8 protein-coding genes are annotated in these 15,709 nt (G+C 72.5%); 5 read left to right on the top strand and 3 right to left on the bottom strand.

The window, feature by feature from the left end:
- Positions 1-670: 670 nt before the first annotated feature.
- Both ACZ69Q_RS42730 and ACZ69Q_RS42725 read left to right on the top strand, forming a co-directional pair.
- Positions 671-2,764 (top strand): asparagine synthase-related protein, encoded by a 2,094-nt coding sequence (locus ACZ69Q_RS42730; protein ID WP_471053626.1) that lies wholly within the window; start codon positions 671-673, stop codon positions 2,762-2,764.
- Between the two features lie 456 nt (positions 2,765-3,220).
- Positions 3,221-6,583 (top strand): AfsR/SARP family transcriptional regulator, encoded by a 3,363-nt coding sequence (locus ACZ69Q_RS42725; protein ID WP_471053623.1) that lies wholly within the window; start codon positions 3,221-3,223, stop codon positions 6,581-6,583.
- Positions 6,584-6,606: 23 nt separating this feature from the next.
- Here the strand turns inward: ACZ69Q_RS42725 and ACZ69Q_RS42720 are convergent, their stop codons facing one another.
- Complete coding sequence (locus ACZ69Q_RS42720; protein WP_471053621.1) at positions 6,607-8,547, bottom strand: sigma-70 family RNA polymerase sigma factor; 1,941 nt, start codon at positions 8,545-8,547, stop codon at positions 6,607-6,609.
- Positions 8,548-8,869: 322 nt separating this feature from the next.
- Positions 8,870-9,640, bottom strand: a complete 771-nt coding sequence (locus ACZ69Q_RS42715) for a TetR/AcrR family transcriptional regulator (protein ID WP_471053620.1) — start codon at positions 9,638-9,640, stop codon at positions 8,870-8,872.
- A gap of 385 nt (positions 9,641-10,025) precedes the next feature.
- Here ACZ69Q_RS42715 and ACZ69Q_RS42710 point away from each other — a divergent pair, with 385 nt between their 5' ends.
- Positions 10,026-11,405, top strand: coding sequence for an NAD(P)/FAD-dependent oxidoreductase (locus tag ACZ69Q_RS42710; RefSeq protein ID WP_471053617.1), 1,380 nt, complete (start codon positions 10,026-10,028; stop codon positions 11,403-11,405).
- Between the two features lie 243 nt (positions 11,406-11,648).
- Positions 11,649-13,319: an ATP-binding SpoIIE family protein phosphatase gene (locus ACZ69Q_RS42705; protein WP_471053616.1), complete on the top strand. Its 1,671-nt coding sequence runs from the start codon at positions 11,649-11,651 to the stop codon at positions 13,317-13,319.
- A gap of 15 nt (positions 13,320-13,334) precedes the next feature.
- On the opposite strand, the gene ACZ69Q_RS42700 is transcribed toward ACZ69Q_RS42705, so the two are convergent.
- Positions 13,335-14,606: an MFS transporter gene (locus ACZ69Q_RS42700; RefSeq protein WP_471053922.1), complete on the bottom strand. Its 1,272-nt coding sequence runs from the start codon at positions 14,604-14,606 to the stop codon at positions 13,335-13,337.
- Positions 14,607-14,752: 146 nt separating this feature from the next.
- On the opposite strand from ACZ69Q_RS42700, the gene ACZ69Q_RS42695 reads away from it, so the two are divergent.
- Positions 14,753-15,301, top strand: a complete 549-nt coding sequence (locus ACZ69Q_RS42695) for a MarR family winged helix-turn-helix transcriptional regulator (RefSeq protein ID WP_471053613.1) — start codon at positions 14,753-14,755, stop codon at positions 15,299-15,301.
- Positions 15,302-15,709 lie beyond the last annotated feature (408 nt).

Raw genomic sequence — 15,709 nt, 5'->3', positions numbered from 1 at the left:
GGGGCATTCTTCCGGATGGCGGGATTGTGGTCCGTACTCAAGTGCGCACCCCCTACGCACAGTTGTGTCGTGCTCCCAGTGTGTGGCCGTGCGCCCGTCCGTGCGCTCTTCTCCGGCCATCCCGGGAGCGGTTCCATGGCTCATGCGTGGGTCGGCCCGCTGTACTGGATCCAGTGGGCTGGGGGATTCCGCCGCCTACATCCCCGCGGGCGGCGGAACGGTCCGGGGGGCGCACTCCGTTCCCCGGACTGCGCACGCGGCGAGCACGGCGAGTAGTGCGGAGGGCTTGTACGGAGCGTGCGTGAGCCTGTCCCTACGACGCTGATTTGGCCGAAAATCGACCCCACCCTTCATGGGTGATTGCCCCTCTCACCATGGCACTTGAGGGCGCGAAGGGAGTTTTTGGGGAGCGCATCGGGGGCGCATTCGCGCCGCAGGTGTTGCTCGATCCAGTCGCTCCGCACGCGTGGACCTCGAGGTCACGCGCGTGGGGATCCCCTTGCCCCGGCCGGGCGTTCACATCGCTTGCCGTCCGCCACGCGGGCGCCCGCACAGGCCCGATCACCCGAGCCCGACCCGCTCCGCCGCCGCTCCGGCGCGCGTCCTTCATGGCAGCATGGTGAACCGGTTCGTACGGTGCACTGGTTGTCCACAGCCTGTGGAGGCGTCCATGCGGTGGTTGGTGGGATGGAGCAGCACCGCCGCGGTGGCCGCCGGAATCGGCTCCGCCGGGGCAACCGGAGGCGACGGCGAGACCGTGCACCCGGTGGGGTCCCAACTCCTTTGGGGCGACCCCGATCCGCTGTGGGCGGTCGGCGACTGGCGCCCCGACGAGGTGCGCGTGGTGAAGGCCGACGCGCAGAACCGGATCGCGGTGCTCGGCACGTGCGGGGCGAGCGACGAACAACTGCGCCTGGGTCTGTTCGCCGCGCGCGGAGGGGCACTTCGGCATCTGACGGCCTGGTCCGGCAGCTACACGGCCGTCGTCCAGGTCGGCCGCAGACTCATGGTGTGCGGCGATCTGGCGGGCGCACGGCCGGTGTTCTACACCCCCTGGGCGAGCGGTACGGCGTACGCGACCGCCGCGCTTCCCCTCGCCGACCTCATCGAGGCCAACCTCGACTTCGGACACCTCGCCGCCCTGCTCGCCGCCCCCGACGTACCGGCGGCCCTGCACGACTCCACCCCGTACGACGGCGTACGGCGCATTCCGCCGGGGCATGCGCTGATCCTGCGCGCCGGAGCACGTGAGATCGCCGGGTACGAGCCGGTCGCCTCGCTCGCGGTGGCGGCGCCGCCGGCCGACCCGGACAGCGCGGTGGGCGCCGTCCGCGACGCACTGGTGGAGGCGGTACGCGCGCGTCTGTCCGCGCCCCGCCACGTCCCCGACATCGACCCCGGCCCGGTGCCGGGGATGGGGCCGGCCGAGCGGCGGGCCGCGCGCGGGATGCCGGTTCCGGGCATCGGCGCCGACCTGTCCGGGGGCCCCGCCTCGGGCACCCTGGCACTGCTGGCCGCCGGCCTCCCGGGCATGCCGGGCACGGTGCTGGGCCACGGCACGGGCGCGGGGGAACGCCTCCTGGCGGTCACCTTCAACGACCTCGCGGTCGGCGGCCGCGAGGCGGAACTGGAGCGGGCGGGCGCCCTGGCGGCCAACCCGCGCCTGCACCACGTGGTGGTGGCCGGCGGCGAGGAGACACTGCCGTACGCCGACCTGGACGGTCCGCTGACCGACGAGCCCGGCCCGAGCCTGGTGACGGCGGCCCGGCACCGTGCCCGCCTCGCCTCCGGCAGCGCCGACCACTTCACCGGCTATGGCGCCCGCCAAGTGCTGGACGCCCACCCGGCCCGCCTCGCGGACCTCCTGATGGACCGCAAACGGCGCCACCTGGTCCGCCCGGTCGCGGCCCTGGCCAAGGCGGACGGCTCGGTGCTGGTCCCCGCGCGCGTGTACGGCGCGGCGCGGAAGCTGGCCCGGACTCCGTACCGGACGGGCCTGGAGTCCCTGGCCGACCGTCTGATGGAACGCCGCTTCGACGAGCCCGGAGGTGCCGTAGGGGCTTCGCTCGCCGCGCTCACCTGGGCCAGACCTGGCCCCGCGGCGCGCTGGCTGACCGGTGAGGCGCTGGCTGAAGTATCGGTTCGCCTGCAAGCGGCGACGAGCCGCAACGGAGTGGGACCGGGCCAACGTCCCGGCGACTACCGCGCGCGTGCGGCACTCGCCCGGTACGCCTCGGACATCCGGATCCTGGAACAGGCCGCCGAGATCCGCTCTCAGCGCCTGCACACGCCCTTCCTCGACAACCAGGTCGTCCGCGCCTGCCGGGCCCTGCCGGAGGCCCTGCGCGTGCAGCCCGGCGCCCGCGCCGCGATCCTGCGTACGGTCCTGGAGGGCGCCGGCGTGGCCGACCTCCCGCCCGGCTGGGGCGTCCCCTCCCACGCTTCCGCGGCGGTGGCGGCGCGCACGGGCCTGAGGGTGGCCAGCGACTCCCTGATGTCCCTCTTCGGCACCCCTCTGCTCGCCCAGGCGGGCCTGGTGGAGGCCCGAGTGGTCCGCAAGGCCCTCCGCGCAGCGGCGGAGGGCGAGCCCCTCCCCCTGGACGGCCTCGCAGACCTGGTCTCCCTCGAACTCTGGCTCCACCGCCTCCTGGCCCGCCGAGGCACCTGCTGGACAGGAACCCCGGCCCGCCAGCGAGCGGTACCGGCGGGGATCACGCCGCAGCGGGGGGCGCTGGGGGCGGGGGCGGGGGTTCGGCGGGGTTGACGGGGCCGACCTGGTTGCCGGGGGATCCGGATTCGGCGGGAGGCGCACGCCGGTCGGCACCATCCAGCACGTGCGGCGTTAGAGGGCGAGGACTGGCCGTCCCCAGCCCCGATTCACGGACCCTTCGCGGTGCCGGTCCGCACATCCAGCCCGTCCGGCGTTTGAGGACGAGGCCGTTCAGGCCGACGGGGGTCAGGGGGCGGAGCCCCCTGGGCGGGGTCGAAGGGGCGGCAGCCCCTGGGGATGGGACGGGTAGGGGCGGCGGGGGCGAGAACCTCCCGACCCGCACCCGCCCGATCACTGTCCGCCCGATCACTGTCCGCCCGATCACCGTCCGCCCGATCACCGTCCGCCCGATCACCGTCCGCCTGACCACCATCCCCCCCCCGCCCACGATCCACCCCCGCCGCAGACAAAGTTCGTGCCCCGCACAGCCACTCCCGCGACAATGACCCGGTGCGGTACAGAATCCTGGGCGTCACCCAGGCAGAGGACGACCAGGGCACCGTCGTATCCGTCGGCGGCCCGCGCCTGCGCGCCCTGCTCACCGCCCTCGCCCTGCGCCCCGGTCGCCTCACCACCCCCGACACCCTGATCGACGAGGTCTGGGCCGGCGCCCCACCCCAGGATGCGCCCGCCGCCCTCCAGGCCCTCATCGCCCGCCTCCGCCGCACCCTCGGCAAGAACACCGTCACCTCAGCCCCAGGCGGCTACCGCCTCACCGCCACGAAGGACGAAGTAGACCTCTTCGTCTTCGAACGCCTCGTCCACGAGGGCACCGCGGCCCTCGCCCAGGACGACCCGTCCGCCGCCGCCCACACCCTCACCACGGCCCTCGCCCTGTGGCGCGGCCCGGCCCTCGCAGACCTCCCCGACCGCACCGCCGCCGCCACCCGCCCGCAGGCCCTGCGCCTGGAGGCGACCCGCACCCGCATCGAGGCGGACCTGCGACTGGGCCGCGCCCACCACGCCGTACCCGAACTGCGCGAGCTGACCGCGGCGCACCCGTACGACGAACCCCTGCACGCCCTCCTCATCCGTGCCCTGCGCGACACGTCCCGCCCGGCCGACGCCCTCGCCGCGTACGAAGCGGCCCGCCGCGCCCTGGCCGACGGCCTCGGCACCGACCCCGGCCCCCAGCTCCGAGCCCTGCACGCCGAACTCCTGTCACCACCGCCCGCCGAGTCGCTGACACCGCCGCCCGGCGACACGCTTCCCGCGGCACTCCTCACCGGAACCCCGGACGCCCCCAGCCCCACCCCCTACCGGGCCCACCCCGAACGAACCGGCAACCTCCGTCCACGCCTTACCTCTTTCGTGGGCCGGGAACTCGAACTCGACGCCATCCGTTCCGAATTGCACAGGGCCCGACTGGTCACGCTCACCGGACCGGGCGGTTCTGGAAAGACCCGTCTCGCCGAGGAAGCCGCCGCCGGGTTCCCGCAGGCATGGCTCGTCGAGCTCGCCCCGCTCGACCGGCCGGAGGCGGTGCCGGGCGCGGTGGTCAACGCCTTCGGTCTGCGCGAGACCGTGCTCCTGACCAACGAGCTGACGGCCCAGCCGGACGACCCGCTCGCCCTGCTGATCGAGTACTGCGCCGATCGCAGCCAACTCCTGATCCTTGACAACTGCGAACATGTCATCGGCGCCGCCGCCACCCTCGCCGAGACCCTCCTCACCCGCTGCCCGGGCCTCACGATCCTCGCCACCAGCCGTGAACCCCTGGGCGTCCCCGGCGAGTCGGTGCGCCCGGTCGAGCCCCTGCTCCCCGACCACGCGCACCGCCTCTTCGCGGACCGCGCGGCGGCCGTCCGCCCCGACGCCGCCCTGCGCGACGGCCGCGAGCAAGAGGCCGTCAGGGAGATCTGCCGCCGCCTCGACGGTCTGCCGCTCGCCATCGAGCTGGCGGCGGCCCGGCTACGGCTGCTCACGCCCCGGCAGATCGCCGACCGCCTCGACGACCGCTTCCGCCTCCTCACCTCCGGAAGCCGCACGGTCCTGCCCCGCCAGCAGACCCTGCGCGCCGTGGTCGACTGGTCCTGGGAGCTGCTGGAGGAGCACGAGCGCACGGCACTGCGTGAGATGTCCGTCTTCGCGGGCGGCTGGGACCTCACGGCGGCCGAGGCCGTGTGCACCGGACCGGTCGCCGACGTCCTCGGCGCCCTCGTCGACAAGTCCCTGATCGTGGCCACCCCGTGCGAGCGGGACGGCTCCGACGGCATGCGCTACCGCATGCTGGAGACCATCCACGAGTACGCCGTGGAGCGCGCCGCGGAGGTCCCCGAGCTGCGGCGTGCGGCCGAGCGCCGGCACCGCGCGTGGGTGCGCGCGCTCGTGGAGGAGGCCGACCCGCTGCTGCGCTCCGCCGGCCAGCTCCCGTGGATCTCCCGCCTGGAGACCGAGCTGGACAACATCCGCGCGGCCCTCGACCGTGCCCTGACGGCGGGCGACGAACCGGACGCCACGGCCATCTCCCTGGCCATGTGCTGGTTCTGGTGGCTGCGCAACTACCGCGTCGAGGGCGCGGCCTGGGTCGACCGGATCCTCCGCCTGTGCGCCACCCTGGACGCACAAGCGGCTTCCGCGGATCCCGGTGCCCTTCCCGCGTCCGACCTGGACGCCTTCCTCGCCGACCCGGAGGGACAGGAGCGCCACCCCCGGTACACGCACCGAATGAGCCTTCGCCTGCAACACCTGTTTCTCTCCATCGAGTTCGAACCGCTGGAGCACTGGCAGGACGAGCGCTGGCACCCGTACATCGAGCGGGTACGGGCCCACTTCGCGCGCGGCGGCCCCGAATCGGCCCGCATCCCGGGCATGGTCTGGCCGCTGACCCAGTACATCCTGGGCGACACGGCGGACACCGGGCCGGTCATGGACGCGGTGCTGGCCAACTGCCGTGTCTACGGGGGCGACTGGGAGATCGGCTGCATCCTGATGTTCCGCACGCACATGCTCGTCGACTCACCGGGCGGCCTGGGGAGTGTCGACGACGACCTCGCGGAGCTGCGGATCCTCAGCCGCCGGGCGGGCGACCGCTGGATGCGGGCCCAGGTGTCCAGCGCGGCCGGCGAGACGGCCATGTCGCGCGGCCGCTACGAGGAGGCCGAGGTCGAGTTCGAGGAGGCACTGCGCCTCGCCCACGAGGTGGGCGCCTACGCCGAGACGCCGTTCCTCATCGCCCGGCTCGCCGAGATCGCCTACCGCTCGGGTGACCGTGCGGCCGCCCTGGCCGCGCTGGACGAGGCGGGCGCCGCGGCCGACCGGTACCGCGTGGCGGACTCACGGGCGTTCGTCCTGCTGATGCGGGCCTATCTGGCGCTGGACGACAAGGACACCGCACGCGCGCGTGAGCTGTGGGAAGCGGCCCGCGCGCAGACCGAGCGGGCCACGCTGCCGCCCCAGTTCCTCGTGATGCTGAACATCGTCGACGCTCACACGGTGACGGCCGAGTCGGGCCCGGAGCAGGGTCTGCCCCGCCTGGCCGACACCCTGCGCCTGGCCGTGGAGAACCGCTGTGCGGACGAGATCACGGCGACCCTCACCGACGCCGCCGCGGATCTGCTGACCCGGCTCGGCGACCCGGCGCGCGCGGTCCGTCTGCTCGCCGCCGCGGACCACTGGCGCGGCGGCCTACCGCGCCGGATGCCGGAGCGCGAGCATGCCGAGCGGGCCGAGGCCGACGCCCGTATGGCCCTGGGCGCCGAGCGGTTCACGGCCGAGTACGGCCGGGGCGCCGCCCTCACCCACGACGAGGTGCTGTCCGAGCTCGCCGAGGCCGTGCGCGACCTCCAGCCGCCCGCCGATCCGAAGCCGTAGGCCCGAAGCCCGGCCGAACGGCCCTACCGGCACCTGAACTTCGACTCGGCCCAGTCCGCGAGCAGCAGGTTGTCGACGGTGCCGCGCGGCTCGACGACCAGGCGGACGGTCTCGCGTCCGGTGAGGTTCACCTGCACGGGCACCGCCGCGTCCCCGGCCTTGACGACCGAGGACCGCCACAGGCGCACGCCATCGGCGTAGACCGAGAAGGAGAACCGGCCGAGGCCGAGGTTCATGTCGTCGACGCCGACCAGTGCCTCGTAGGCGGAGCACTGCCGGTTGAGGTCGATGGTGACGGAGGACCGGCCGTGCACGGTGACGCCGTGCGCGTAGTGCTCGCCGCCGATCGACACGCCGCCGCGCTGCCACACCCAGTTGCTCTCGTGCAGCCGCATCTCGGGCTCGCTGCCGTCACCGGTGAGGTCGTACGACAGCTCGCTCCACTGGTAGTCGGCCGGGGCCGGCGGTGGCGTCGGGGTGGGCGTGGGTGTCGGCGTCGGGGTCGGTGTCGGGGTCGGTGTCGGAGTGGGGGTGGGAGTCGGCGTGGGCGTGGGCGTCGGACTGGGCGAGCGCGTCGGCGTGGGCGATGGCGTCGGAGTCGGCGTCGATTCGGGCTCCACGGCCGGGACGACCGCCGGAGGCCGCGCGGTGGGCTCCTCCTTCGGCGGCTTCGGGGTCGGCGTCTCCTCGACCACGGGGGAGGGGACGGGGGGCTGCTTGGCGTCGGTGTGCTCGGCCGGCTTGTCGTTGCCGGCCAAGGCGAGCACGATCGCCGCCGCGACGCCCACGGCGACCACACCGGCGGCGATACCGGCCTTCAGCGGCGCGCCCAGCCCCTCGGAGACCGCTGCACCGCCTCCGGCGCCGCCGGACGAACCTCCGCTCGCCGCCCCGGCCCCGCCGGCGGCACCGGCGCCGCCCGACGAACCGCCGCTCGCGGCAGCGGCCGCCCCCGCGGCACCGGCCGCACCCACCCCGGCACCGCCGGCGATGAGACCGGCCGCCTTGGCGTACCCGGCGACGCCGAACCAGCCGATGACCGCGACCGGCACGACGGCCGGGATACTGCTGGCGACTTCCTTGATCTGACCGGCGGCCAGCCGGCACTTGGCGCACTCCTCCAGGTGCTTGCGCAGACCCCGCTCGGCGCGGGTGCGCAGGCTGCCGCGGGCGTAGGCGCCGAGCCGGTCGGCGTAGCGGGAGCACTCCTCGTCGCCGGCGAGGCTGGCGCTGACATGGGCTTGCAGGTAGGCCTGCTTGAGGCCCTCGCGGGCGCGGCTGGCGAGCACGCGCGTGCCGTTGGCGTCGAGCCCGAAGAGCGTGGCGACCTCGCTCGGCGACTCGTCCTCGACCTCGGTGTGCCACAGCACGGCCTGCCAGCGCTCCGGCAGCGACCGGAAGGCCTGCATGGCCATGGACTGCTCGGCCTCGTGCATCGCCCGTACGTCCGCGCCGAGGTCCAGAGTGTCGTCGTCGGACACCTCGGCCACCCGCGAGGACTGCGCGGCGAACACCGCGAAGTCGTCGACGAGCTGCTCGCGCCGTGCCGACTTCGTCCAGTCCGCGGCGGCCCGCCGGATCGAGGTGAGCAGGTAGGCACGTACGGCGTGCTCGGGACCGGAACCGCCGCGTACCGCCTGGAGCATGCGGGCGAAGACCTCGGCCGTGAGGTCGTCCGCGGTGTGGGCGTCACGGCAGCAGGTGCGGGCGTAGCGGCGCACCGCCTGGGCGTGACGCCGGTACAGCTCCTCGTAGGCGCTGTCGTCGCCGGAGCGCATCCGGCCGATCAGATCGGCGTCCGAGGGCGGCAGCTCGCGCGGCGGTGGCAGCACGCTGTCCTGGCGCCGGTCGCGCTGGGCCGGGACGCCGGCCGGTGGCACGTCCGCGCGGCCGCCCTGGCTCGGTACCTGGGGAGTCTCCGACTCCCCGTCGCCACGTGACTCGTCCCACCCGTCAACGCTCATCGCGGAAAGCCCCCGCCGCCAGCTCCACCAGTCCCGGACACCGGGTCAGGGTGCCACATTGGCTTTTGGTCAGGACCCACTCGTACGGACATCCACCCGTCCGTGGGGACTTCCCGCAACCCAGTACTAGCCCTCGCTCCTGCGGGGAATGCTCAAGCAGCCGTCACCGGGCGGGAGTTGAGGTCGGAACCCGAAATGCCCGGCATGTTCCGTAAGGCGTGAGGCGAGGGTGCGAGGCGAGGGCGGTGCGGCCCCCCGCCTCCCGGTCACCTCATGCCGATCCGTCGCCCCGTGGACGACACGGTCGTCGCATCGGCCCGGCTCACGCCTGAGGCCGCGACCGCAACCCCTCCAGCAGGATGTCCAGCAACCGCGCCGAGGCCGCCGCCTGCTGCGCCGCGTCCGGCAGCGAGGGCGCCGCCGTCGCTATCACCAGCAGGACGTCCGACACCGAGACGTCGGCCCGCAGCTCACCCGCCGCACGCGCCCGCTCCACGAGCTGGCCCACCACGTCGAGCAGAGCCGCCGCGCCCGCGTCGTCCGCCGGATCGACCGCCGGCTGCTCGGGCACCAACCGCAGCTCACCGGTGCCCGGCTGGATCCGCTGCTGCGGCACCCGCGCCTCGTCGAGCCCGGCGCCGTCCTCGGCGACCCCGACCCGCAGCACCTGCGGCGGCAGCAGCCGGCCCGCGCCCGAGGCCACCGACGTGCGCAGGAAGCGCGACAGCGCCGACCACGGCTCGTCCTCCTGGCCGAGCGCGGCACGTGCCTGGTCGGTCAGCCGGGACGTCTCCTCCTCGGCTATCCGTCGCACCAGGACGTCCTTGCTCGGGAAGCGCCGGTACACCGTCCCGACGCCGACCCGCGCGCGCCGCGCCACATCCTCCATCGGCGCGCCGTATCCCAGCTCGCCGAAGACCTCGCGCGCCGCACGCAGCACGTGCTCCAGATTGCGCTGTGCGTCCACGCGCAGCGGCGCCGAACGCGAGTCCCCGCGTCCGTTGCTCGCAGCCGCGCTCATCGTGCCGCCCACCGCGCCGCCGCCGGATGAGATGGCGGACACGGAAGTCCAACGAGAATCCTGAACATGCATAAGCGATCCCCCGGTAATGACGTCTCCCCCCGGAGACTCTCCCCGTCACTGCAAAGCCGGAGCGTCGCGGAACAAGCCCGGACCACGAGTCCGTTCTGTGTCACTCGCGGACCCGAAGAGCGCATCCCCCTACACCCCGTCGACACACGAACATAGTTGAGCGAGGGTCAATTCAGAAGGGGCACGTTCCGCACGGAGCGCCCCTCGATCGGAGTACGGGTCGTTTACATCCCGATTGCGCCACCTACGACCCCCCGGCGCACACCCATTGACCTGCGAAGTTTCCGCGCACTCCGGCAATTCGGCCAAATCGTGGCGGCGTCGGCCTCCGGTCACACAAATTGTCGAGCCTGTGGACAAACGCAAGCGTCGGGTGCGTCATGGGATGGTGAAGGAACGTGCGCGCATTCTCGTTGTCGGCGGCGGCTACGTCGGGATGTACACGGCCCTGCGTCTCCAGCGGAGGCTGAAACCGGAACTCGGGCGGGGTGAAGTCGAGATCACCGTCGTCACTCCCGACCCGTACATGACGTATCAGCCGTTCCTGCCCGAAGCGGCGGCCGGCTCGATCTCGCCCCGCCATGTGGTCGTACCGCTGCGCCGCGTCCTGTCCGGGTGCCGGATCATCATCGGCGAGGCCACCGCCATCGACCACGCCGAGCGCACCGCCACCCTCACCACCCTCGCCACGGAGGAGGAAGGGACGGGCACCGAACAGCTCTCGTACGACGAGCTCGTCCTCGCCCCCGGCTCCGTCTCGCGCGCCCTGCCCATCCCCGGGCTCGCCGAGCACGCCATCGGCTTCAAGACCGTCGAAGAGGCCATCGGCCTGCGCAACCACGTCATCGAGCAGATGGACATCGCCTCCTCCACCCGCGACCCCGAGATCCGCGACGCGGCTCTCACCTTCGTCTTCGTCGGCGGCGGCTACGCCGGGGTCGAGGCGCTCGGCGAACTGGAGGACATGGCCCGCTACGCCGCGCGCTACTACCACAACCTCCGGCCCGAGGACATGAAGTGGATCCTGGTCGAGGCCTCCGACCGGATCCTGCCCGAGGTCGGCGAGGACATGGGCCGCTACACCGTCACCGAACTGCGCCGCCGCAACATCGACGTACGCCTGCACACCCGCCTGGAGTCCTGCGCCGACCGTGTCGCCGTACTCAGCGACGGCGCCCGCTTCCCCACCCGCACGGTCGTGTGGACGGCCGGCGTGAAACCCCACCCGGTCCTCGCCGCGAGCGACCTGCCACTTAATGAGCGCGGCAGGCTGAAATGCACCCCCGAGCTGACGATCGACGGCACCACGCACGCGTGGGCCGCGGGAGACGCCGCCGCCGTCCCCGACGTCACGGCCACCGAGCCCGGCACGGACTGCGCCCCCAACGCCCAGCACGCCGTGCGCCAGGCGAAGGTCCTCGGCGACAACATCGTCCACACCCTGCGCGGCGAACCCCTGGAGACGTACGCGCACAAGTACGCGGGCTCCGTCGCCTCCCTCGGCTTCCACAAAGGGGTCGCCCAGGTCTACGGCCGCAAGCTGAAGGGCTACCCTGCCTGGTTCATGCACCGCGTCTACCACCTGAACAGGGTGCCGACCTTCAACCGCAAGGCCCGCGTCCTGGCCGAATGGACCCTTTCGGGTCTGTTCAAGAGGGAGATCGTCTCTCTCGGTTCGCTCGAACATCCCCGAGCGGAGTTCGAACTCGCGGCCGGTGGAAAGCATCACTCCAAGCCGGGAGACGACACGAAGGGGTCGTCCTGACCGGACCCAGGAACTCCACCGACAGGGCAGGCGTCTGACGGGTGTCGGCCAGGTCGGCCGCACTGCCAGACTGATCCCGAACCGATCCCGACCCTGGACAACCCTTGGACGACCCTGGACGGGCACCCGCCCGCCCTTTGCACCACGAGGCCCTCCCCACAGTGCCGCAACCGGGGTGCCGCCGCCCTCAGGCCCAGGCCGGGTCCGGAGCCGGCCGAAGACGACGACACGAGGCAAGGATTCGTGAACTTCACGCGCTGGAGCGCCCGGCTCCCCGGAACGCAGCGCCGCGCCGCAGCGCGGACCGAGAACGCGGCGGCGGCCACCCCGGACCGCCGGGGGGAGAGCCCGAGCCCCGTCCCCGCGGCCCGCGTCGAACAACTCACCGACGAAGGCGAGCCGATCCCCGGAGTGGACGAGCTGCGGGTCCGTGAGGTCCTCGACCGCGTCCCGGCCCTGGTCGCCCTCGTCCACGGCACCGACCACCGCCTCGCGTACGTCAACGACGCCTACGTGATGGCCTTCGGCGTACGGCCCCCGGGCGAACCCGCCCGCGAGGCCGTGCCGGAACTGGCCGAACTGGGCCTGCTCCCGCTCCTGGACCAGGTCCTGCGCAGCGGCAAGCCCCGCACCCTGAAGTCCCGCAAGGCCCCCGACGGCCGCTCCTACACCTTTACCTGCACCCCGGTCGCCGAGGGCGACGGCAGCAGCGGTGGCAGCGGAGTTCTGGTGTTCGCCACCGACGTCACCGACCACGCGGAGGCCGCCGAGCGCCTGCGCGCCAGCGAACGCCGCCAGCGCGAAACGGCCGTCACCCTTCAGCGCTCCCTCCTGCCCCAGGAGCTCGAGGAACCGGACGACCTGCGCGTCGCCGCCACCTACCACCCCGGCGGCACCGAGGCCGCGGTCGGCGGCGACTGGTACGACGTGATCACCCTGGGCGGCGGCCGCACCGCCCTGGTGATCGGCGACGTCATGGGCAGAGGCGTACGGGCGGCCGCGGTCATGGGCCAGCTCCGCACGGCGGTCCGCGCCTACGCCCGTCTGGACCTCCCGCCGCACGAGGTACTGCAACTGCTGGACGGCCTCGCGATGGAGATCGACGCCAACCAGATCGCCACCTGCGTCTACGCCGTCCACGACCCGAACGAGGGCCGCCTGGTGTACGCCTCGGCCGGGCACCTCCCGATCCTGGTCCGCGACGAGAACGGCGACGTCCAGCGCGCCGACGAACCGACGGGCCCGCCCCTCGGCACCGGCGGCTGGATGCACGCGTCCGGCTCGATCGCCCTGAGCCCCGGCTCCACCGCCGTCCTCTACACCGACGGCCTGGTGGAGCGCCGGAACGAGGACCTGGACGAGGGAATCGCCTCCCTCGAACGGGCCCTGGCAGGCGCGACCGGCACACCCCAGGTCATCTGCGACCGCCTGGTCCGCTCGGCGGGTGTCACCGCGGACCACGACGACGACGTCGCCGTCCTCGTCCTCCAGCACCCGGCCCGCAACGGCCCCGACAGCGACCTCTTCCGCAACGCCGCCCTGGAACTCCTCGGCGGTGTGGAGGCGGCCCCACGCGCGCGTGCCTTCGCCTCCGGCGTCCTGACGAGCTGGCGCTTCCCGACGGACCTGCACGACCTGGGCGTCCTGGCGGCCAGCGAACTCGTCGCGAACTCCCTCCAGCACGGCACCCCGCCCATGCGCCTGCGCCTGCGCCGCACGGACCGCCGCCTGATCATCGAGGTCACCGACGGCGACGACCACCTCCCGCGCCGCCGCCGAGCCGAACCGGTCGACGAATCGGGCCGAGGCATCGCGATCGTCGCCACCATCGCCTCGGCCTGGGGCTCCAGACGCACACCCGGGGGCGGGAAAGCGGTCTGGTGCGAGTTCGTCCTCCCCAAGGGGAGTCGCTAGCGAGTCAGGGGAGGGTCAGGCGTGCGCCCGGGACGGCCCCGTCGCTGAGACGGCGGCCCCCTGCGCCACGACCCGGCTCTTCCCCAGCCACGGCTGATCCTGCACCGCGGTGAGCTGACGCCCAAGGCGCAGCGCCAGATACGTGATCCCCAGCGAGAACAGCAGGAACGTCACGACATACGGCCCGTGCAGAGCCGCCCCCATGGGCCCGCCCACAGCCGGCCCCACCGCCAGCGCCAACTGCTTCACCAGGGCGAAAGCGGAGTTGTACTGCCCGGCCATCCCGCTCGGCGCAAGGTCGGCGACCAGCGGAGCGACGGTCGGCGACAGCATCGCCTCACCCAGCCCGAACAGCGCGTACGTGGAGATGAAGGCCGCCGTGGCCATCTCCTGGCTGCCGTGCCCGAGCCCTGCGTACCCCGCCGCGACCCAGGCCACGGCCCAGATCAGCCCCACACCCGCGATCACTCGCGACCGCCTGCGCCGCTCGACGAACTTCAGCACGGCGAACTGCGCCACCACGATCATCGCGGTGTTGGCCGCCAACGCGGTCCCTAGCCCCGACGTGGAAACCCCAGCCGCCTCGACGCCGTACGCGCTCAGCCCCGACTCGAACTGGCCGTAGCAGGCGAAGAACAGCACGAAGCCCAGCACGCAGAGCTGCACCATCGCGCGGTTCTGGAGCATCTGCTTCCAACTTCCCTTCGCCGACTGCCCGGCAGGCGCCCCGTCGACCCGCGGCGCGTGCGGCATCCGCACGGTCGCCATCACCACGACGAGCAGCAGGAACATCGCCGCCTCGATCGCGAACAGCAGAGTGAAGGACGAGACGCTCGTGGTGTCGACCAGATGACCACCGATGAGCCCGCCGACGCCGAGCCCCAGGTTCTGCAGAAAGAACTGCGTCGCGAACGCCCGCGAGCGGGTCTCGGCCGAGGAGCAGTCCACGATCATCGTCGCGAGCGCCGGCTGCATCACGGCCTGCCCCGCCCCGAGCGCCGCCGCCGACAGCAGTACGGCCACCGCGGTCCCGGCGAGTCCCAGGCTCAGCGCACCGAGCGCGGCGGTGACCAGAGCGGCGAGCAGAACCGGCAGCGGGCCACGCCGGACGATCGCCCGCCCGGCGAACGGCAGCACGACAAGCGCGGCCACGGCGAAGACGGCGAGGACCGTCCCCGCCGTCATGGCACCCAGCCCCCGCACCTGCGCCACATAGACGTACAGGTAGGGGACGGTGAAGCCGAGCCCGAACGCGCTGAGTGCGTTGCCCACGTGGATCCGGCGCATCGCTGCGCCCATCGCCCTGGTCACGTTCACCTCTCTCAGTGAAGACCTGTCGATGCAGGTCTGAAGACTTCAAAGCTAAAGTTCGAAGCTAAACAGTACACCTCGAAGGACTTCAACGCCAAGCAAGCCCGTGCCATACTCGGCCCATGGGCGACACACCCGGCATCGGCGAACCGACACTCGAAGAACAGATCGCCGCCTACCAGCGCGAGTTCCAGGACCTCGACCCCCAGGTCGAGCAGATCGTCTCGGCGCTGTCCCGCCTGAACCGACGTATGAACGTCGCCTACGGCCGCCAGACCTCCGCCCTCGGCATCAGCAACGCCGAGTGGGAGGTCCTCAAGGCCCTCGTCCTCTCCGGCGCCCCGTACCGCCTGGGCCCGAGCGAGCTCGCCAAGCGGCTCGGCCTCACGCCGGCCGCGATGACCCACCGGATCGACCGCATGGTCTCCGAAGGTCTGGTCACCCGTGAGCGCGACGAGTCCAACCGCGTCCGCGTCATCGTGGAGCTCGCCGCGGAGGGACGCGAGAAGTGGCTGGAGGCGATGCGACTCGCGTCGGTCTTCGAGGAGGACCTCCTCCAGGACCTCTCGCCGCAGGAGCGCACCTCGCTCGGCGACGTCCTGACCCGTCTCCTGCGTAGGGTGGAGCACGCCCAGCCCGACGCCGGCGGACGCCTCAGCGACCTGGACTGACGCGAGCCCGGCACCGGCGTAAAAGATCTTGACAGGGGATGCTTGACAGCCCCTTGCCCGATCCGTAAAGTTCTCCGGGTTGCCGCTGAGCCGTAACGGTTCTGCGACAGCACCTCCCGCCGCGAGAGCGGCAACCAAACCACCAGCACGATCTCCCAACCGGGTTGATTTCGGCGTGCCCGAATTCAATTCGAATTGGGGCTCGGCGGCCCGATTAGGAATCGCCGAGCGGATCCGCTAAGGTTTGAAACGTCGGAACGGCCCAACGGCCGGGAAGACAAGCCCCGCTGACTGGGAGTCAGGCCCGAAAGGATCTGATAAAGTCGGAACCGCCGGAAAGGGAAACGCGGAAGCGGAAACCTGGAAAGCACCGAGGAAATCGGGTCGAGAAAAGATCTGATAGAGTCG

It is taken from the genome of Streptomyces sp. NPDC036764, assembly GCF_055609385.1.
Note: the sequence above shows the minus strand (reverse complement) of the source record. Positions and strands in the feature narration are given on the sequence as shown.